Origin of the sequence: Phyllobacterium myrsinacearum (assembly GCF_002980555.1) — a bacterium.
Classification (GTDB): Bacteria; Pseudomonadota; Alphaproteobacteria; order Rhizobiales; family Rhizobiaceae; genus Phyllobacterium; species Phyllobacterium myrsinacearum.
The window spans coordinates 243381-263209 of the sequence record NZ_PVBT01000002.1 but is presented as its reverse complement, the minus strand read 5'-3'; the positions used below and the strand labels follow the sequence as shown (position 1 = coordinate 263209).

Annotated in this window: 21 protein-coding genes; 11 read left to right on the top strand and 10 right to left on the bottom strand. The window is 59.7% G+C overall.

The window, feature by feature from the left end:
- The first annotated feature begins 27 nt into the window (after positions 1 to 27).
- Together C5750_RS08185 and C5750_RS08180 are read left to right on the top strand one after the other, a co-directional pair.
- The gene (locus C5750_RS08185; protein ID WP_105733381.1) at positions 28 to 1344 is read left to right on the top strand and encodes an NAD(P)H-dependent oxidoreductase; all 1317 of its coding nucleotides are present in this window, start codon (positions 28 to 30) and stop codon (positions 1342 to 1344) included.
- A 242-nt stretch (positions 1345 to 1586) separates the two neighbouring features.
- Positions 1587 to 1946, top strand: a complete 360-nt coding sequence (locus C5750_RS08180) for a hypothetical protein (RefSeq protein ID WP_105733380.1) — start codon at positions 1587 to 1589, stop codon at positions 1944 to 1946.
- A 17-nt stretch (positions 1947 to 1963) separates the two neighbouring features.
- On the opposite strand, the gene kynA is transcribed toward C5750_RS08180, so the two are convergent.
- Genes kynA through C5750_RS08165 form a run of 3 tightly spaced genes read right to left on the bottom strand, consistent with a single transcriptional unit; the run spans position 1964 to position 4801 of the window.
- Positions 1964 to 2803, bottom strand: coding sequence for a tryptophan 2,3-dioxygenase (gene kynA, locus C5750_RS08175; RefSeq protein ID WP_105733379.1), 840 nt, complete (start codon positions 2801 to 2803; stop codon positions 1964 to 1966).
- A complete protein-coding gene (gene kynU / locus C5750_RS08170) occupies positions 2800 to 4035 on the bottom strand; it encodes a kynureninase (RefSeq protein WP_105733378.1) in 1236 nt (411 codons plus the stop codon). Before kynU ends, kynA begins: the two co-directional genes overlap by 4 nt.
- A gap of 22 nt (positions 4036 to 4057) precedes the next feature.
- The gene (locus tag C5750_RS08165) at positions 4058 to 4801 is read right to left on the bottom strand and encodes a GntR family transcriptional regulator (RefSeq protein WP_105733377.1); all 744 of its coding nucleotides are present in this window, start codon (positions 4799 to 4801) and stop codon (positions 4058 to 4060) included.
- A 117-nt stretch (positions 4802 to 4918) separates the two neighbouring features.
- Between C5750_RS08165 and C5750_RS08160 the strand changes: the two genes are divergently transcribed.
- From C5750_RS08160 to C5750_RS08145, 4 genes are all read left to right on the top strand, one after another.
- Positions 4919 to 5893 carry an ABC transporter substrate-binding protein gene (locus C5750_RS08160; protein WP_105733376.1) on the top strand — a complete coding sequence of 325 codons (975 nt, stop codon included), beginning with the start codon at positions 4919 to 4921 and terminating at the stop codon, positions 5891 to 5893.
- Between the two features lie 110 nt (positions 5894 to 6003).
- On the top strand, positions 6004 to 6786 hold the full coding sequence (locus tag C5750_RS08155) for an ABC transporter ATP-binding protein (protein WP_105733852.1): 783 nt from the start codon (positions 6004 to 6006) through the stop codon (positions 6784 to 6786).
- 5 nt (positions 6787 to 6791) lie between these two features.
- Positions 6792 to 7706, top strand: coding sequence for an ABC transporter permease (locus C5750_RS08150; RefSeq protein WP_105733375.1), 915 nt, complete (start codon positions 6792 to 6794; stop codon positions 7704 to 7706).
- An 82-nt stretch (positions 7707 to 7788) separates the two neighbouring features.
- Positions 7789 to 8619 carry an alpha/beta hydrolase gene (locus C5750_RS08145; RefSeq protein ID WP_105733851.1) on the top strand — a complete coding sequence of 277 codons (831 nt, stop codon included), beginning with the start codon at positions 7789 to 7791 and terminating at the stop codon, positions 8617 to 8619.
- An 88-nt stretch (positions 8620 to 8707) separates the two neighbouring features.
- Here the strand turns inward: C5750_RS08145 and C5750_RS08140 are convergent, their stop codons facing one another.
- Positions 8708 to 8974: a helix-turn-helix domain-containing protein gene (locus C5750_RS08140; RefSeq protein ID WP_105733374.1), complete on the bottom strand. Its 267-nt coding sequence runs from the start codon at positions 8972 to 8974 to the stop codon at positions 8708 to 8710.
- A gap of 265 nt (positions 8975 to 9239) precedes the next feature.
- Between C5750_RS08140 and C5750_RS08135 the strand changes: the two genes are divergently transcribed.
- The 4 genes from C5750_RS08135 (at position 9240) to C5750_RS08120 (ending at position 12973) form a co-directional block, all read left to right on the top strand.
- Positions 9240 to 9425: a hypothetical protein gene (locus tag C5750_RS08135; protein ID WP_105733373.1), complete on the top strand. Its 186-nt coding sequence runs from the start codon at positions 9240 to 9242 to the stop codon at positions 9423 to 9425.
- A gap of 145 nt (positions 9426 to 9570) precedes the next feature.
- On the top strand, positions 9571 to 10923 hold the full coding sequence (locus tag C5750_RS08130) for a sensor histidine kinase (RefSeq protein ID WP_105733372.1): 1353 nt from the start codon (positions 9571 to 9573) through the stop codon (positions 10921 to 10923).
- 124 nt (positions 10924 to 11047) lie between these two features.
- Complete coding sequence (gene ubiA, locus C5750_RS08125) at positions 11048 to 11962, top strand: 4-hydroxybenzoate octaprenyltransferase (RefSeq protein ID WP_105733371.1); 915 nt, start codon at positions 11048 to 11050, stop codon at positions 11960 to 11962.
- Between the two features lie 378 nt (positions 11963 to 12340).
- Entirely contained in the window at positions 12341 to 12973 is a 633-nt protein-coding gene (locus tag C5750_RS08120; RefSeq protein ID WP_105733370.1) for an outer membrane protein, read from the top strand.
- A gap of 648 nt (positions 12974 to 13621) precedes the next feature.
- On the opposite strand, the gene C5750_RS08115 is transcribed toward C5750_RS08120, so the two are convergent.
- The 5 genes from C5750_RS08115 to C5750_RS08095 all read right to left on the bottom strand — a co-directional run bounded on the left by C5750_RS08115 (position 13622) and on the right by C5750_RS08095 (position 18484).
- On the bottom strand, positions 13622 to 14821 hold the full coding sequence (locus C5750_RS08115; protein WP_105733369.1) for an ABC transporter permease: 1200 nt from the start codon (positions 14819 to 14821) through the stop codon (positions 13622 to 13624).
- A 2-nt stretch (positions 14822 to 14823) separates the two neighbouring features.
- Positions 14824 to 15543: an ABC transporter ATP-binding protein gene (locus C5750_RS08110; RefSeq protein WP_105733368.1), complete on the bottom strand. Its 720-nt coding sequence runs from the start codon at positions 15541 to 15543 to the stop codon at positions 14824 to 14826.
- A complete protein-coding gene (locus tag C5750_RS08105; RefSeq protein ID WP_245421039.1) occupies positions 15540 to 16799 on the bottom strand; it encodes an efflux RND transporter periplasmic adaptor subunit in 1260 nt (419 codons plus the stop codon). The genes C5750_RS08110 and C5750_RS08105 overlap by 4 nt, the downstream gene beginning before the upstream one ends.
- A gap of 295 nt (positions 16800 to 17094) precedes the next feature.
- Positions 17095 to 17736, bottom strand: a complete 642-nt coding sequence (locus C5750_RS08100; protein WP_105733366.1) for a 3-oxoacid CoA-transferase subunit B — start codon at positions 17734 to 17736, stop codon at positions 17095 to 17097.
- Between the two features lies 1 nt (position 17737).
- A complete protein-coding gene (locus C5750_RS08095) occupies positions 17738 to 18484 on the bottom strand; it encodes a CoA transferase subunit A (RefSeq protein ID WP_105733365.1) in 747 nt (248 codons plus the stop codon).
- Positions 18485 to 18566: 82 nt separating this feature from the next.
- Here C5750_RS08095 and C5750_RS08090 point away from each other — a divergent pair, with 82 nt between their 5' ends.
- On the top strand, positions 18567 to 19154 hold the full coding sequence (locus tag C5750_RS08090; RefSeq protein ID WP_165403437.1) for a LuxR C-terminal-related transcriptional regulator: 588 nt from the start codon (positions 18567 to 18569) through the stop codon (positions 19152 to 19154).
- On the opposite strand, the gene C5750_RS08085 is transcribed toward C5750_RS08090, so the two are convergent.
- Complete coding sequence (locus tag C5750_RS08085) at positions 19155 to 19703, bottom strand: cupin domain-containing protein (RefSeq protein ID WP_105733364.1); 549 nt, start codon at positions 19701 to 19703, stop codon at positions 19155 to 19157.
- Positions 19704 to 19829 lie beyond the last annotated feature (126 nt).

The window sequence follows — 19829 nt, the reverse complement described above, 5'->3', positions numbered from 1 at the left end:
AACTGCCTTTTGAGGAGCGATTTCAGCATGGCGAGCAATGTAGCATTGACGGGACTGGCGCGGGACATGCAGGCGCGGGCGGATGCGGGTCGTCCGATCCGCATCGGGCTGATCGGCTCGGGCGAGATGGGCACGGACATCGTCACGCGGGTGGCGCATATGCCGGGCGTCGAGATCGGCGCGATTTCCGAACTGAACCTGCCCAATGCGCTCAAAGCCGTCGACATCGCCTACCGGGAACCCGGCCATGCCAAGGAAGTGAGCACCGCCTCGGCCCTGACCGCGGCAATGGAGGGCGGCAAGATCGCCGTCACCGGCAATGCCGACCTCATCCTCGAAAACGGCCTCATCGACGTGGTGATCGATGCGACCGGCGTTCCGGCGGTCGGGGCCGAGATCGGCCTTCGCGCCATGGAGCACGGCAAGCATCTCGTGATGATGAATGTCGAGGCTGACGTGACCATCGGCGCGTACCTCAAAAGCGAGGCGGACCGCCTGGGCGTCACCTATTCGCTCGGCGCGGGCGACGAGCCGTCCTCCTGCATGGAGCTGATCGAATTCGTCTCGGCCATGGGCCATCCGATCGTGGCCGCCGGCAAGGGCAAGAACAATCCGCTCAACATCGACGCCATTCCCGACGATTACCAGGAAGAGGCGGCGCGCCGCCACATGAATGTGCGCATGCTGGTGGAATTCGTCGACGGCTCGAAGACCATGGTGGAAATGGCGGCCATCGCCAATGCCACGGGTCTCGTGCCCGACAGAGCGGGCATGCACGGCCCCGCCGCCACGCTGGACCAATTGAACAAGACGCTGATCCCGCAGAGGGATGGCGGGCTGTTGTCGCGCGTTGGCGTTGTCGACTATTCCATCGGCAAGGGCGTGGCGCCGGGCGTGTTCGTCGTTGCCGACATGTCGCATCCGCGCATTTCGGAGCGGATGGAGGATCTGAAGATGGGCAAGGGCCCGTATTTCACCTTCCACCGGCCCTATCACCTGACCTCGCTGGAAGTGCCGCTGACCTGCGCGCGCGTCGTGCTCTACGGCAAGGCCGACATGGTGCCTTTGGCCAAGCCCGTCGCGGAAGTCTGCGCGGTGGCGAAGAAGGACCTGAAGGTTGGCGACACGCTCGATGCGATCGGCGAATATTGCTACCGCGCCTGGATCATGACGGCGCCGGAAGCGCGCGCCGCCGGAGCCATCCCCTGCGGCCTTCTCCAGGGCGGCACGGTGACGGCACCCATCGCCAAGGGCGCGCTCATCACCAGCGCCAACGCCGCCCCCATCCCCGGCTCGAAAATCGTCGAACTCAGACAACGGCAGGACAAGCTCGTTTATGGCTGATCCGCGTCAAGCCGATTGACGCCATTCTTGCGCCGTTCTGACCCGAGGTCAGGACGGCTTTTTATTTCGGCCATGGAACAAATTCGTTTTATCGTTTCAAAACAATATGTTGATGAAAGTGCGGATAGGGATAACCGCATGCAAATAAATCTGTATAAAACCCGGCTCTCCTTGAAAAAACCGTGTCAAGCGCCAATATTAATAAATGGTTAACGACTGAGTCTTTGGTACAGGAGAATGAAGTGCCAGCGTATCAAGTCAAATTCGCCTATCTGACCAAGTACAAACAGACACGTCATCTGTTTCATCAGCTTGTCATTGCCGAAGACGAGGCCACTGCCCTCGCCGAAGGCCGCAAGATGATGAACAGGCGCTCCCCCAATGCCCGAATCATGCATGAGTCCTGCGTGCTGCGCCCCGACAGCCAGGAGGTTGAAAGCGCCACCGCCCAGGGCTGGGTGCTCAACGACAACTGGTGGTCACGGCCGATCAAGCCGGACGACGATCTGGCGGCCATTGCCAAGCATGGCTTTGCCCACAGCAACCACATTCACGCCAAGTCGGCGATGGACTGCGTTGCCATCGACAAATTCGCCGCCTGAGTCGCCGCGGGCCGCGCTTACAGCTCGGTCCGCATGCTCCACAATTCCGGAAACAGCACGACATCGAGCATCTTGCGCAGGTAGTTGACGCCGGATGTTCCGCCCGTGCCGGTCTTGAAGCCGATGATGCGCTCCACCGTGGTGACGTGGTTGAACCGCCATCGGCGGAAATAGTCCTCGAAATCCACCAGCTTTTCCGCCAGTTCATAGAGCGGCCAATGGGCCTCCGGCGCGCGGTAGACCACGAGCCAGGCATCGCGCACGCTGTCGTTCGCCTCGTAGGGCAGCGCACAATCCCGCTCCAGCACCGCCGCGTCGATGGCAAAGCCCTTGCGCGCCAGCAGGCGGATCGACTGGTCGTAGATGCTGGGCGCACGCAGAATACCCTCAAGCCAGGCATGAATCTCGGGTCTGTGCACGTGCGGGCGCATCATGGCGGCATTCTTGTTGCCGGCCAGAAACTCGATGGCCCGGTACTGGAACGACTGGAAGCCCGAGGACATGCCAAGCGCCTCGCGGAAGGTCGTGTACTCGCTCGGCGTCATGGTCCGGAGCACGTCCCAGGCGGAGTTCAGCTGGTCGAGAATGCGCGAGACGCGGCTCAGCATCTTGAATGACGGCGCGAGATCGTCCTTGGCAATGTGTTCGCAGACCGACATCAGCTCATGGATGACCAGCCGCATCCAGATTTCCGACGCCTGGTGCTGCACGATGAACAGCATCTCGTCATGGGCATGGGAGAGCGGCGCCTGTGCCGTCAAAATCTTGTCGAGGCGCAGGTAGTCACCATAGGACATGCGCCCGTCGAAGGACATCTGCGCGCCTTCCGTCTCCGGGTTGTAGGGTGTGCGGCTCATGTGACGGCCTCCCTCACCTTGTATTTCGGCGCATCCCAGGCCCGCGTGGACAGAATATCCCGCAGGATGGCAACCGCTTCGGACACTTCGGCAAAGCTGAGATACAGCGGCGTAAAGCCGAAGCGGATGATATCGGGTGCGCGGAAATCACCGATGACGCCGCGGGCAATCAGTGCCTGCATGATGGCATAGCCATTGTCGCAGGAATAGGAGACCTGGCTGCCGCGCTGATCGGCCTGGCGCGGCGTGACCAGCGTCAGGCCGAATTCTCCGGCAAAACTGTCGACTTCCTGAATGAAGAAATCGCACAGCGCCACGGACTTGGCCCGCAGCGCATCCATGTCTACCTCGTCCCACAGCGCCAGCGCCTCATCCATCGCCACCATGCCAAGCACGGAGGGCGTGCCGCACAGATACTGGTCAATGCTGTTCGACGGCGCATAGGACGCCTCGAAGGCGAAGGGCGCGCGATGCCCGAACCAACCGGACAGCGGCTGGCGAAAGCCGCCGTGATGGCGCGGATTGACATAGAGAAACGCCGGGGCACCGGGACCGCCATTGAGATATTTGTAACCGCAGCCAATGGCAAAATCCGCGTCCGCACCCGTGAGATCCACCGCCATGGCACCGGCGGAATGGGCGAGATCCCAGATGACGAGAATGCCCTTGTCATGCGCCGCTTCGGTGATCGCGGCCATGTCATGGCGATAGCCCGTGCGATAGTTCACGTGGGTGAGCATGAGAACCGCAACGTCGTCCGCCAGCATCGCCGGGATATCGGCAGGTTTGTCAGCCAGAACCAGCCGGTGGCCCTGGCCGATCTGCCTGGCAACGCCCTCGGCGATATAGAGATCGGTCGGGAAATTCTCCCGTTCCGAGACAATCTTGCTGCGGCCGGGATTGAGGCTGAGCGCGGCGGACAGCACCTTGAACAGGTTGATGGAGGTGCTGTCCGCAGCCACGACAGAATTCTCCTGCGCCCCGATCAGGCGGCCGATCCTGCCGCCGACCTTTTGCGGCAGATGCACCCAGCCCGCCGTGTTCCAGCTGCGGATGAGCTGAGTGCCCCATTCCTCGCTGATTGTATGGGCCACGCGGGCTTTCACCGTCTTCGGCAGGGCGCCCAGTGAATTGCCATCGAGGTAAATCACCCCATCCGGCAGATCGAACCGCTCGCGGAAATGGCGCAGGGGATCCGTCGCGTCCGACTGTGTTGCATTGATCCTTGTCATCGTCACTCTTCTCTTTGATCTGTCAGGCAGCCGTATCGAATCCGGCGATGCCACTGGCTTTGGCGAGTTTCAGAAAGGCGTCCTTGGCAAGCCGCACATGGTCCAGCATCAAGGCCGCCGCCCTGGCCTTGTCACGGGCCAGCGCCGCTTCCATCAGCGCGGTATGGGCATCGATCCCCAGCGCTTCACGCGACAGGTTGCCAAGCGATTTGTCGCTGTTTTCCTGCGCAACGCGGGTCAGGTGATCGATCCGCAGGATGATGTGGCGGCGATAGCGGTGCAGCTGTGCATGCAGCTGCTGGGCAAAGTTGAGCAGCCACTTGGATGACGCCCCGGCGATGAGCGCCATGTGAAATTCGGTGTGGGCGATGTCCCAGATATCGATCGCCTCGAACTGGGAAAAGGAATTGGGCACCTCGCAGGTCGACAAGCGGTAATGGGCCCCGACAAGATTGGCTTCCCAGTCCCGGTCGCCATTCTCTATGGAACTGACGAGAAGCTGGGTTTCGATGACGGAGCGCGCCGCTTCGAGATCCTGCAGTTCCTCCAGGGTGACGATGGCCACGCGAAAGCCCTTGTTGGCCTCGGTGGTCACAAAGCTCTCCGCCTGCAGCCGGTTCAGCGCTTCCCGGACCGGCGTGGCACTGCTGCCGAGTTCGGCCGCCAGCGTGCGCAGGCGCAGGGATTGCCCTGGCTGCAGGTCGCCGTTCAGGATGCGCGAGCGCAACGCTGCATAGAGGTTTTCCGACTTGATGCTTTCGGCCATTGCGTTCCCTCGGCCTTTGCCATTTTCTGTTTGTATATCATTTCACGTTTGTTATATTATTTTCAAGCCTGAGGAGGCGAGGCCAATAAAAAGCCAACAAAAAATGGAGAACAATCGATGATCGGTGTGAAACACGTCGTGCGGACAGCGCTTGCTGCAGCACTGGGAATGGGGCTTGGGCTCAGCGCAGCCTATGCGGAGACGAAGATCGGCATTGCGCAGTTCGGCAAGCATCCGCAGCTGGACGAAACCGTTACCGCTTTCAAGGCCGAGCTGGTCAAGCTTGGCATTGCCGATGCGGTTTTCGATGAGCTGCAGGTGAATTTCGATGCGACGCTCATCCCGCAAATGGTGACAAAACTGGCTTCAGCCAATCCGAAGCTGATCCTCGCCGTCACCACGCCGGTGGCACAGGGCGCCCGCCAGATCGTCGGCAACACCGGCACGCCGGTTGTTTTCGCCGCCGTCACCGATCCGGTCGTCGCCAAGCTGACCCCGTCCTGGGAGGCCGGCGACAAGAACATGACCGGCGCGTCCGACCTGCAGGATGTCAATTCCGTCGTCAAGTTCATCAAGCAGCTGCTGCCCGATGCCAAGCGTCTCGCCTATCTCTACAATCCGGGCGAAGACAATGACGTTGCCGTGCTGAAGCTGATCAAGGAAGCCGCGGCCGCCCAGGGCCTGACCGTCGTCGAAGTCGGTCTCGACAACACCAATGACATTCCGATGCGCGTAAGCTCGCTGGCCGGCAAGGCCGATGTCATTTACGTACCGGCCTCGAACCTGGTGCAGCCGGCCGTTCCTGCTGTTGCCGCCGCAGCGCTCAGCATCAATATCCCGATCGTCAATGCCTCGGCCCAGGCCGTGCGCGACGGGCTTGTCGCCGCTGCCTTCGAAGTGTCCTACACCAAGGTTGGCCAGAACGCCGCCAAGCTTGCCGCCGAGATCATTGCCGGCAAATCCGTCGCCACCCTCGCACCGATCAAGCCGTCCTATGCGGATCACACGGCACTGATCAATGAGAAGGTTCTGGAAAAAGCTGGGCACAAAGCCCCGGATTCCTTCAAGGATTGCGGCTGTTTCGTCAAATAAGCCTTCTCCTATCGTCTGCAAACATATAGTTCCTGCGCCATCACAGGCGCAGGAACTTTTGACACGGGGCGTTTCGTCCTGGTTTGAGGGGCTCAAACATGACCACCGACATGCTTGCCGTAACGGGCGGCACAAAGATTTTTTATCGCGGCACGCTGGATGAACGCCGGGCGCTTGACGGCTTGAACATCGCGCTCAAACCGGCAGACTTCTGCATCGTCATCGGCAGCAATGGCGCGGGCAAGTCCAGTTTTCTCAATGCCGTCTCCGGCAAGCTGCCGCTCGATGCCGGACGCATCAGCATTGACGGGCAGGATGTCACCAAGCTCAACGCGCATCGCCGCGCCCAATTCATTGCCCGCGTGTTCCAGGACCCGATGATCGGCACGGCGCCGACCATGACCATCGGCGAGAACATGCTGCTGGCCGAACTGCGCGGCAAGCCGCGCGGCTTCTCCTACGGGCTGACCACGCCGCGCAAGGCCCGGTACCGCGAGCAGCTTTCCGAACTCAATCTCGGCCTGGAGAACCGGCTGGACATGCCGGTCGGGCTTTTGTCCGGCGGCCAGCGCCAGTCCCTGTCCCTGGTGATGGCGGTGTCGACCCGGCCCAAACTGCTGCTGCTCGACGAGCATACGGCCGCGCTCGATCCGCGCACCGCCAAGCTGGTGATGGACACCACCGTGCGCGCCGTCGAGGAACTGAAGCTGACCACGCTGATGGTCACGCACAATATGGAACATGCGATCAAGTACGGAAACAAGATCGTCATGATGGATGCGGGCAAGGTTCTGCTGGAGATCGGACAGGAAGAGAAACGCGGTATCACCGTACCCGACCTCATCGACCGGTTTCACACCAAATCCGACGCCATCGCATTGCAGGGGAGTTGAGCAGCATGCTGGACATTCTTACCAGTTTCTACGGTCTCATCCCCGTCACGATAGCGCAGAGCCTGATCGTCGCCTTCGTGGTGCTCGGCGTGATGCTGCCGTTTCGCATTCTGAATTTCCCGGACCTGACGTCGGAAGGCGCATTTCCGCTCGGCGGCTGCGTCTGCGGCACGCTGATCAGCATGGGCGTCAATCCGTTCCTTGCCTGCGGTGTAGCGCTGGTCTGCGGCTTCCTTGCCGGTTGCACCACGGCGTTCATCCATCTGCGCTTCAAGATCAACACGCTGCTCGCCGGCATTCTGGTCATGACGATGCTCTACAGCATCAATCTGCGCATCATGGGCCGCACAAACATTCCGCTCTTCACTTATGACACCGTCTTCACCATTCTTGCCGGCCCTTCGGCCAACGTTCCCTGGGTGAAAATCCTGATCGTCGGCGCGCTGATTGCCCTGGTTGTCGGCCTGATGCTGTATTTCTTCATGTCTGAAAAAGGCACGTCGATGCGTGCCGTCGGCGCAAGCCCCGACATGGCGGAAGCACAGGGCATCAATGTCGGCATCGCCACCATCATGGGTGTCGGCGTTGCCAGTGCGCTTTCGGCAACCGGCGGCAGCATCATGGTACAGACCCAGGGCTTCGTCGACGTCAATATGGGCTTCGGCATCCTGATCAACGGCCTTGCCGCACTGATCATCGGCGAAGCGGTCACCGGACGGCAAACGATCCTGCGTCAGGTCATGGCGCCCGTGGTCGGTTCGATCGTCTATTACCAGCTGATCTCCTTCTGCCTGACGCTTGGCCTTGCCCCCGCCGATCTGAAGTTCGCCACCGGCGCATTCGTTCTGCTCATGCTGGCCCTGCCGAACCTGCGCAAGTCCGGCTCGGGCACGCAGATTCGCGAAAAGGTGCGGGAATAGGCATCCGCCTGACGGGCCCGGCATTTTGCGCCGGGCGCGGCCTCTGATAGGCTTGGGCAACGGCATCGATGGGGGAACCGTCATGGTTGCAATGAAGAAAATCGACTGGGACGCAGCCTATTCCAACGGCGCCTATATTCCCGGCGGCAATGATTTTCCGCCGAAATGGAAAACGCTGGCCGCGGATTTTCGCGCCGAAATGACGGATGCCGGCCGGCTCAAGGCCGATATCAGCTACGGTCCGCACACGCGCAATGTCCTGGATCTCTTCATGCCGCGCGGCGAGATGAAGGGCCTTGCCGTGTTCGTGCATGGCGGATACTGGATGAGTTTCGACAAGTCGGCGTGGTCGCATCTGGCAAGAGGCCCGCTCACGCACGGCTTTGCCGTTGCCATCCCCTCCTATGAGCTGTGTCCGCAGGCCCGCATCAGCGACATCACCGTGCAGATTGGCACCGCCATCACCCATGCCGCAGCAGAAGTCCCCGGCCCGATCCATCTGACCGGTCATTCGGCCGGCGGGCAGCTCGTCGCGCGGATGGTGTCGTCCACCTCTCCGCTCGGGCAGCCGATTCGCCATCGCATCCGCAAAACCGTGCCCATATCGGCACTCGGCGACCTGCGCCCCCTGATGAGGACGCGGATGAATGAAACGTTTCATCTCGATGCCGTCGAGGCACGGCTGGAGAGCCCTGCCCTGCTCGAACCGCAGGAAGGCATTGATGTGACGGCCTGGGTTGGCGGTGCGGAACGGCCGGAATTCCGGCGCCAGAGTGCGCTGCTGGCCAATATCTGGTCAGGCTTCGAGTGCTGCGCCGATATGGTGGAAGAGCCGGGCAAACATCATTTCGATGTCATTGACGGCCTTGCCGATGGCGAGCACCCGCTGACGCGCGCACTGCTCTGCCTGTAGCCAGGGAGCCACCGGAATCAAAAGACTGCCAGAGTTGGGATTTAGCTCTGGCAGTCTTTTGGATTTTTGATTTAAAAAATCAGTTATTTCATGCGCTTAGACGTTTTGAAACGTCAGGCGTCATGGCATTTGCCGGCAGCCCGAGGGCATGGGCAATGCGTTCCAATTTCGTCGGGTCCGAATTCTGCCCGCTCTCAATTGTATCGATTTCGAGGGTTGTAAGACCGCACGCAACGGCCAAATCCTCTACGGAATATCCGAATTGTTCGCGGAACGCCCTAACAATGTTTGTACCATTGGCTATCGCCGTGGAAATGGCTTCTGGCAATGAATAGTCGCCGACGGTTGTGCTCATCGCTTTGCTCCTAACGTGAATGGTTGGTTAACAAATCGGAAGGCAGAACTTATACGTCCATCATCTTCGATCAAGCCTTTTATCGGCGATCACAGAAAACGTGATCGCAAAGGTCCGCCCGACCATGCCTTATTTAGGCACCAGATGTCCGTAGAATACTGTAATTCGTGGAATGTTAACTCGACCAATTCCTAAAGAATATCAGTGGATTGTTACGCCACTGTGTCACATGTGACAGGCTATATATAGGAAAGATGCGACGGAAATGAACCATCACGCCCTGAAATATTTCAAACCGGTATTTTTGACGCTGGCTGCAAGCCTTCCCCTGCTGACAGGATGCGCCGGCGGTGTTTATTACGATACATTCCGCTACGATGCGACCTGTGTCGACACGGATTCGCGCCATCCGGACCGGGGTCCGGTCTGCGTGGTGAAAAAGACCCGTTAAGCCCTTCCGGGAATGACAGCGCCAGCGGGGACAAGGCGCAACTTGCGTCATATTGCGGCAATGGTGCGCACTATGATGCGCCCCAACGAGTCCAGCGACGGGAACAGGGAATGCGCATTTTCCCCACAGATTTTCGAACAATACGATGAGGTTTTTCCGCAAGCGTTCGCTCAAGCGGCGGCTCATATGGCAGCTCCTGTTTCTGCAATCGGCCATCCTGATCGCGGTTGTCGTCGCCCTGATCATGCTGCTGGTGCGCGCTGATCTCGGCGGCAAGTTCATGGATACGGACGGTGTCGACGTGATCGGCGCGGCCATAGAACGGCATCCGGACGGCAAGCTTGTTGTCACAGACACGGCTGATGTGCTTGCCCTCAAGCAAACCTCGCCCAATATCTGGTTCATCGCCCGCAACAAGGCTGGCGAGGTCATTACCGGCGGTGCCGTGCCCGAAACCTACCGCCCCTTTGCCGCGGTCCTCGATCGGCTCAGCTATGGCGAAATGCGCGATACGGTCGAGCCGTACAATCTGGCGGTGGTGGTGCGCACGGTCAGCACCGATATTGGCGACTTCACCATCCTTGCCGGCAATGGCTCCATGGTGAGTACGCTGTTTGTCATCGTCCTGCTGTCGCACCTGTTCATGGTGCCGATCCTGCTGCTGCTGACCCTGGTTGCCCTGATTGCCATTCCCATCATTGTCAGCCGCGCGCTCTCCGGCATTGCAACGGTGGCAGCGCGGGCCGAACAGATCGATATCGACCGCCGGGGAACGCGCCTGCCTGAAGACAAGATACCCGTCGAGGTGCAGCCGATGGTCAAAGCCATCAATGGCGCGCTCGGGCGGCTCGACGACGGTTACCAGCGCCATCAGCGCTTTCTCATCGACGCGGCACACGAACTGCGCACGCCGATAGCCATCCTGCAGACGCGCCTAGAAACCATGCCCTCCGGCGCGCTGCGCACCCGCCTTTTGCTGGATGCAAACCGCGTCGCCGGGCTGGCGGAGCAGATGCTGGATCTGCAAAGGATCAATCAGCCCGGTGAAACGTTTCACGACGTCAATCTGGTGGAGCTTTGCCAGCGTGTCGCTGCGGATCTCGCGCCGATTGCCATCACTGCCGGTTATGAACTTTCCCTCGAGACGACGGAAAGGCGGGTGATTGTGCGGGGCGATTCCGGAGCGCTGGGCCGCGCCGTGACCAATCTCGTGCAAAATGCCATTGAACACGGAGAACACCGCGGGGCGATCATCATTCGCGTTGAGCAGGATGGCACCCTGGAGGTTGCCGACGAGGGTCCCGGCATACCCAGCGCGGAACGCGCATTGATATTCGAACCGTTTTACCGGCTGCATCCGCGCGAGCGCGGCGCCGGACTGGGCTTGAACCTTGTCCGGGAAATCGTCACGCGCCACCAGGGGCATGTGGCCGTGGTCGAAGAAGAGACTGCAGGCGCCTGCTTCCGTATCACCCTGCCGCTTGCGCCGAAAGGCTAGGTCCAGACCCATTAATCTGGACCCTCGGCCGGTGCTGCGACGTTGCGGCCCTCACATTGGGCTGGAAAGGCAGTTCCAACCCGGAATAAGATCGCCAATCGGGATTGCAAAGGGGGAGTCCAGCATGCCTGCAATGAGCCGCCCTGACCTGAGCGATATCCATCCCGGCGACTGGGTTGATCGCCGGCTGCCGTCCGCCTGGCGGCCCTATACGCGGCTTGCACGCCTCGACCGGCCGGTCGGCGTGTGGCTCACGCTGTTTCCTTGTCTCGCCGCACTCATCCAGGCGGCGCACGGATTTCCAGCGCTCTGGCAGCTCACCGTCTTTTGCCTCGGCGCCCTGCTGATGCGCAGCGCCGGTTCCACGGTCAACGACATTGCTGACCGCAGGTTCGACGCGCATGTCGAACGGACACGCTTTCGCCCCCTCGCCAGCGGCCAGATCGGCACGGGACAGGCCGTGGCATTCCTGCTTGCCGAATTGGCGCTCGCTGCATCGCTGCTGGTGTTTCTGACACCCTATACACGTCTGATTGCCATCGCCGTCGTGCCGCTCGTGTTCCTCTATCCGCTGTGCAAGCGCTTCACCCACTGGCCGCAGGCGGTGCTGGGCGCGGCATTCAACTGGGGCATGCTGATGGCATGGGCCGAGGTGGCAGGACACATCCCGGCTGCCGCCATTCTCATGTGGATGGGCGCCATCGCCTGGCAGATCGGTTACGACACCGTCTATGCCTATGTGGACGTAAAAGACGACACGCGCCTCGGCTTGAAGTCGACAGCCATCCTGTTCGGGCGGAGAGGAAAGGCCTGTATCGGCCTGTCCTACGCCTTCGCCATCCTGTGCTGGTCACTGGGCGGCTGGCTGTCGGGCATGTCGGTGGGCTATGCCATGGGAATGACGGTCATCGCCGGGCATCTGGCCTGGCAGGTCTGGCGTCTCGACCTTGGGCGCCCGGAGCTGAATTTCAGGCTCTTCCTGTCGAATATTCTGACCGGTGTGCTTCTGGCGTGCACGGCGCTTGCCGGAACATGGTAGCTGCCCGCTGGTGTGCCCAATCGGCCCAAAGACCAATTTACTTAAGAAATCGTAAACAAAAAGTATTATAAATTATTGAAATATATAATAAAATACTCGACTTCTCAATTCTGTGCAATGTGCATGCAATCTTCAATTGCAAAATAAACCATGTCTTCCGGCACAAGAGTCATTGCTGGAAATGGGGTGGTCGATTGCAGGGGTTTTGCGTCAGTTTCGGTGGCCATTTCATGGATCAGGCGACCAGTGCGCCGGAAGACACCTGTACCAGAGCACGATCAGCCCACGTGTATCAGGCTCTCAGGAGTTGAACCCGCGCATCAACATGTCGCCGGACAGTTCGGTGGATCATGCGCTTGTATGTTTGGAGTAATGCGAATGTCCTCTCAGAGAACGACTGTCTTGCTTGCCGGCGCCTTTGCGCTGGCAGCCTTATCAACCGGGTCGGCGCGAGCCGCCGATCTCTACAATTCCGCACCGGCCTATATTGACCCGCCCGCATTCCAGTGGAGCGGTGCTTATATCGGCGCCCATGGCGGAACCGCCTTCACCAAGTTTCCCAACCCCTTTGCCGACAGAAACGGCTGGAGCGGCGGCATCCAGGGCGGCTACAACTACCAGATGGGACCGGCTGTCCTCGGTGCCGAACTGGAAGGCTCCTATCTCGGCGGCGCCGAACACAAGGTCCTTGGCGGCAAGGTCGAGGAAAAATGGCGTGCTGCAGCCAAGGCCAAAGCGGGCCTGACCTTCGACCGGACGCTCGTTTTCGGAACGGCCGGCGTGGCCATGACCAAATTCGATTCCGGTGACGGCGTGCGCGACACCAGCGGCTGGAAGACCGGTTATCTCGTCGGTGCCGGCGTCGAACGGGCCTTTGCCGGCGGCATCTCCGCCAAGGTTGAATACAACTACATCCGCACACCCAATGTGAAGGCAACATCGGACCTCGGCCGCAGCGAGACCGACATCGGCAGTCACGAGCTTAAAGCCGGTCTCAACTACCGGTTCTAATGACGATGCATGATCCCGGCGGCGCCAGTCCTGCCGGGATCATGTCTGACTACACTCCGCAACGGTGTGGATTTCAGTCCCGTTCACACGCTTGCGGTGTAGAAGTGCCTATCCGTGATGGGCACTGTTCGGAGAGAGAATGGTCAAAGTGCCGGCAGCGATCCCGCCCATCAGTCCCTGCCCGCCTGAGACTGTTTTCTCTCCGTTCATGTTTAAAGCAGGTTTCGCCATGACAGAAAAACGAACAGCGCAGCTGTCCTGTCTCGGGAGCCATGAGTGCGGGGGAAACTCCGAAAAGAGCGCTTGAAAAATATGTCCGGCAAAGATCTTTAAAACGATAGAATCGCCCGGATGTTAAATCTTAACATCCGGGCGAAGATATTAGATTGGCAGGCTGCCGAGTATACCAGCGATAAGATGGGCAACAGCCTCAAGAACACCTTTAATGAGATCTCCAAACATTAACATTCCTCCATGTTAATAAATTTGCGCCTCCATTATTACTCAATAGTAATCCTCATCTCTAACAAATTGTTATAATTCATTTTTGCTGATAATTTTGAATTACTTTGACTTAACCGTATGTTTTGAACAGTAAATACCAAAAATCCGCATTTTGTATTTTCAAGACCACATCATTTTATTTGATTACTCGTAGCGCAATGCATCGATGGGGTTCATTCGCGCCGCACGGCGTGCCGGGAAATAGCCGAAGAGCACACCGATCAGGGCGGAAAAACCGAAGGCGATAAGAACGATCGACGGATCGAACACGAACGGCGCGCCCATCAAAGTCACCGCCGTGAAGGCAAGCGCCAGCCCGATAATCATGCCGATCAGGCCGCCGAACAGGCAAAGCACGATGGCCTCGACCAGAAACTGCGTCAGCACCTGCCGTTCCGTCGCGCCGATGGCCAGGCGCACGCCGATCTCACGCGTGCGCTCGGTGACGGAGACCAGCATGATGTTCATGATGCCGATGCCGCCGACGAGCAGGCTGACCGCAGCGATGGACGATAAAAGCCCGGTCAGGATCACCGTGGTCATGGAAACGATGCCGAGGATCTGGCTGAGATCGGTCACCTCGAAATCCCTGTCGCCAGACTGGCGGATTTTGCGGCGCTCCTTGAACAGGTCCTCAAGTGCCGCCTTGACCGGCGCCGTCGCTCCATCTCTCGCCGATATCGTTATCAGGGAGACGTCGGTCGAGCCGGCAATACGCCGCTGGAACATGCGGAACGGGATGAGGACTATATTGTCCTGATCCTGCCCATCGATCGCCTTGCCCTTGGAAAGCAGCGTACCGATGACTTCGCAGGAAATGCGGTTGATGCGGATCCGCTCGCCATCGGGCACGCTGTTGCCGAAAAGCACCTTTTGCACCGTCGGGCCGATAATGCAGACGGAGCGGCCGCTGCGCTCCTCCGATTCCAGGAAGTTACGGCCCGTGGCAAGCTGCCAGTTCATGGTGGTGAAGTAGTCATTGGTGGAACCGACGATCGATACGGTCCGGCTGCTGCCCTCGCGGATGGCGGTGCCCGAGACCTGGCCGAGCGGCGCAACTGCAGCCACGCCCGGCACCTGGTCGCGGACCGCATCGATATCACGGATATCAAAGGGGCGCGGCGGAAGGGTTGACCGGCGTTCGGGATTGCCCGGCGACACGAAGAGAAGATTGGTCCCGAGCTTGGAGATTTCGCCGGTGACCCTCTGGCGGGTGCCATTGCCGACGGTGACCATGGCGATCACCGCGCCGACGCCGATGACAATGCCCAGCATCGTCAGGAAGGAGCGCATCATGTTGCGCGACATGGAGTGCAGTGCCAGCCGGAACGCTTCAAGCAGCATGGTTATATATCCTGTCTGCGTTCGTCGCTCTGGATGTGGCCATCGACAAAGCGGATGATGCGCTTGGCATAGGCGGCAATATCCGGCTCGTGCGTGACCATGATCACGGTAATGCCGTTGTCGCGGTTAAAGCCGGAGATCAGCTCCATGATCTCGACGCTGGTCTTGGTATCGAGATTGCCGGTCGGCTCGTCGGCAAGCAGCACCTGCGGGTTGGTGACGATGGCGCGGGCAATCGCCACGCGCTGCTGCTGGCCGCCCGACAATTCCGAAGGGACGTGATTGGCGCGGCTGGCCAGCCCCACCTGCCGCAACGCCTCCAGCGCCCGCTTTCGCCGTTCCGCACCGCCCATGCCGCGATAGATGAGGGGCAGCTCGACATTCTCCACGGCGGATGTGCGCCGCAGCAGATTGAACCCCTGGAAGACAAAGCCCAGCAATTCGCGCCGCAGCGTCGTCTGCTGATGCCGGTCGAGCTGGTCGATGCCGGTGCCGCCGAACAGATACTGCCCCGTGCTCGGCCGGTCGAGACAGCCGATGAGGTTCATCGCCGTCGACTTGCCGGAACCGGAAGGCCCCATGATGGCCACGAAATCCCCCCGTTCGATGGCGAAGTCCACCCCGGCCAGCGCGTGGACTGCCGCCTCGCCCGCACCGTAACTCTTGGTAATCCGGCGGAATTCGATCAGCGGCACGGTCTTTTGCACGGACTGGATGGTCATTTGGGCGGCGTGCTCGCTGCCACGATGACCTGATCGCCTTCCTTGACGCCGCCGGACAGAACAATCGTGTTGCGCCCATCCGTCGACCCCGCCCGTACCTCGATTTTTTCCGGCTTGCCGGCACGCAGCACCCAGACCGACCGCTGCACGCCGGCTTCCTTCTTCGCCGTATCGGGCGTGCTTGCCGTCTGCTCTGGACTGACGGCCGCCTCGGTTTTCGCCGGCTCGTTGGGCGGCGTGAAGCGCAGGGCGGCATTCGGCACCAGCAGGGCATCCTTGACCTCCCTGACCTTGACATAGGCCGTCGCCGTCATGCCCGGACGCAAGGCCAGATCGTCATTCTCCACGGCCAGCATCGCCTTGTAGGTTACGACGTTCGACACGGTTTCCGGCTGGAAGCGGATATTGACGATCTTCGCCGGAAATGTCCGGTCCGGATAGGCATCGACGTTGAAGGTCGCGTCCTGCTGCGGCTTGACCAGACCAACATCGGCTTCATCGACATTGACCTGAAGCTGCATCTTCTTCAGGTTGCCGGCAAGCTTGAACAGAACGGGCGCCTGGAAGGCGGCCGCCACCGTTGCCCCCGGATCGACCGAGCGGCTGAGCACGACACCGTCAATCGGCGAAACGATCTTGGATTTGCGCAGGGAGGTCTCGTTGACCTGCAGGTCCGCTTCCGAAACCGCCACCTCGGCATTGGCGACATCGAGCGCCGCAACTGCAGAGTCATATTCCGACTTGGCCACATCCAGCTCGCGCACCGATGAAACCTTGCTGTCCTGCAGCGAGGTCATGCGCTCGAACGCGTTCTTCTTGGCCTCAAGCGTTGCCTGCGACTGCACGACCCGCGCACGCGACGCCAGAAGTTTTGACTTCGAGCTCTCGATGTTGGTCTTGATCGTGTCGATATCCAGCGTTGCCAGCACGTCGCCCTTGGCGACGAAACTGTTGTAGTCGACCAGAACGGTGCGCACGGTGCCGGAAAGCTCGCTTGATACATCCACCTGTTCCGTGGGCTGAACGGTACCGGTCGCCGACACGGTGATGGACAGGGTGCCCTTCGTCAGCGGCTTCTGGGTATATTCATAGTGTGTTCCGCGTGAAAACCAGCTCAGGCCCAGCAAAGCCAGGATGATGAGAAATCCGCCGCCAAACAGAATGGGATGCCTGCGAACGATATTGCGCCGGCTTTTGTTGTCGACAATGGACGCCAGAGTCTTGCTCAGATCAGGTTGATTGCTTGAGGAGTCCACGCCGTTACGCCATTCGCTTGATGGGTTGCACAATGCGCCTAAGCGCTCGGGGTGACATAAGCGCATAAAAAACCGACTTCAATGCGATGAACCTTTTTACTATCGACCGCGCGCCGGGGCAACGGCCGTCATTCTATCCTGGTTTCGATCATCGCAGGACGAGATTGCGGCAGCATTGCAGACCAAATGCCGATGGAATCGAGATAAAATGGCGTTAACGCCCGCCAGGAAAGAAAAGAGCCGGCAAAGGCTGATGCCCTGCCGGCTCGCATATCGCACCGAAGATCGGCCGCCTTTACAGGGCGACGTCGAATGCCGCCTGTGTCTTTGCCTTGATTTCGTCCACGGTGACGCCAGGCGCAATCTCGATGAGAGTCATTTTCGGCTCGCCGCGCCGTTCAAGGGTGAAAACACCAAGATCGGTGATGACGAGATCGGTGACGCGCTGTCCCGTGAGCGGAAGCGTGCACGCTTCCAGAAGCTTGGCTTCGCCCTTGGCCTCATGTTCCATGACGACCACGACCTTCTTGACACCGGCCACCAGGTCCATGGCGCCGCCCATGCCCTTGACCATCTTGCCCGGAACCATCCAGTTGGCCAGATCGCCATTGCGCGCCACCTGCATGGCACCAAGGATCGACAGGTCGATGTGTCCGCCGCGGATCATGCCGAAACTGTCGGCACCGGAGAAATAGCTGGTTGTCGGCAGTTCGGTGATGGTCTGCTTGCCGGCATTGATGAGGTCGGCATCTTCCTCGCCCTCGTAGGGGAATGGCCCCATGCCGAGCATGCCGTTCTCGCTCTGCAGTTGAACGCTCATGCCGGTCGGGATGTAGTTGGCGACAAGGGTTGGAATGCCGATGCCGAGATTGACATAAAAACCGTCCTGCAGTTCCTTCGCGGCCCGTTCGGCCATCTGATCACGTGTCCAGGCCATCTCAGTTCACCTCGCTTGCAGCGACAAGACGCGGACGTGTCGTCCGTTGCTCGATATGTTTGACGGGGTTCGGCACATGCACGATGCGCTTGACGAAAATGCCCGGCGTATGGACATGGTCGCCGTCGATCTTGCCGGCATCGACCAGGTTTTCCACTTCGGCGATCGTCACCTTGGCGGCTGTCGCCATGATCGGATTGAAATTGCGTGCCGTCTTGCGGTAGACAAGATTGCCTTCAGTATCGCCCTTGAAGGCATGAACGATGGACAGATCGGCAAACAGGCCGCGTTCCATGACATAGGACTCGCCATCGAACTCGCGTACATCCTTGCCATCGGCAATGATGGTTCCAACGCCTGTCTTGGTGAAGAATGCCGGAATACCGGCGCCACCGGCGCGGATGCGCTCGGCCAGCGTGCCCTGCGGATTGAATTCCAGCTCCAGTTCGCCCGAGAGATATTGCTGGGCGAACAGCTTGTTTTCGCCGACATAGGACGAGATCATCTTGCGGATCTGCTTGGTTTCCAGGAGCACGCCAAGACCGATGCCATCAACGCCCGCATTGTTGGAAATGACTGTCAGATCCTTCACGCCGGAATCGCGGATCGCATAGATCAGGGCTTCCGGAATGCCGCACAGGCCAAAGCCTCCCGCCATGATCGTCATGCCGTCAAACAGCACGCCGTCCAGCGCATCGCTTACATTTGATCGAACTTTTTTCAAGAACACTCTCCCATTGTTCTGCATCCTCTGCGGCAGGGTCTGAACGCTGCCGTTGCCGCAACGGTATGGCTTGTCTTGATGGCACTGGTAGTCGTATTAATACTGCATGACCACAGCCGAGTTTCCTATCTCCGACATTGCCGTTGCAGGAAGCGCAAAACGCTTCGTACTGACCGACATGCCCGTGCCGATGGTCTATGCGACACACCGTATCATACGCGATTGCAATTTCGAATTCGCCGAGACCTTCGGCTATGAACGCGGCGAACTGATCGACCAGAGTTTTAGCCGCCTCTATCCCAAGATCACCGATTTCGTTCGTACCGGAGAAATGTGGCGAACAAATTTCGCCGGCGGCCGCGTCTATTACGACGAGCGGGTGATGCGGCGGCGCGACGGCGCCAGCTTCTGGTGCCGGGTGCGCGGGCGTAGCGGCAACCACGCCGATCCCTTTGCCGAGGCGCTCTATTGTTTCGAGCCCATGAACCGGACGGTGGCTGGCAATGCCAACCTCATTTCAGACAGGCAGAAGCAGGTGCTGACGCTGGTCTCGCAGGGCAAGACCAATGCGCAGATCGCCCAGGAAATAGGCCTGTCCAAACGCACCATCGAGGCGCATCGCGCCCGCATCATGCGCGCGTTCGGGCTGCGCAACAGTGCCGAGCTGATCGCCTGGTTTTCCTCCCTGCGCTGATCAGAATGTCGGCGGCGTGCAGGCGCTGACGACTTCGCAGGGATTGGGGCCGACACAGCGGAAGCGGTGCGGCTGGCGGCTTTCAAAATAATAGGCGTCGCCCGGACCGAGAATGCGCCGCTGGTCATCGACGGTGACTTCAATCCGGCCGCTGATGACGACGCCGCCCTCCTCCCCCTCGTGCACGAGCATGATACGGCCGGTATCGCCGCCGGGTTCATAGCGCTCTTTCAGGATCTGCAGGGCACGGCCGAACAGGTTCTCGCCGATTTGCAGATAGGAGATGTTGCCCTTGCCGATTTCGACCAGCTCGCCTGCCTCGTAGAACACCTTCTGCTTGCGGTCCGGTTCAAGGGCGAAAAATTCAGACAGGCCGATGGGAATGCCATCGAGAATGCGCTTGAGCGCACCGACGGACGGATTGGTCTGGTTGGACTCGATCAGCGAGATGGTGGAGTTGGTCACACCCGCCCGCTTGGCCAGTTCGCGCTGCGACAGGTTGTGCCTTTGCCGCAGGAAACGCAGACGCCCGCCCAGATCTATTTGCACCGGATGCTCCTTTGGCTGTTCTATATGTTCGATATAATGAATTTATGAAAATCAATATAAGTAAAATCAATATCTTACGTCAACGCAGAAAAGGACTTGTTGGTCAATAGAAAGCATGGCTCCCTG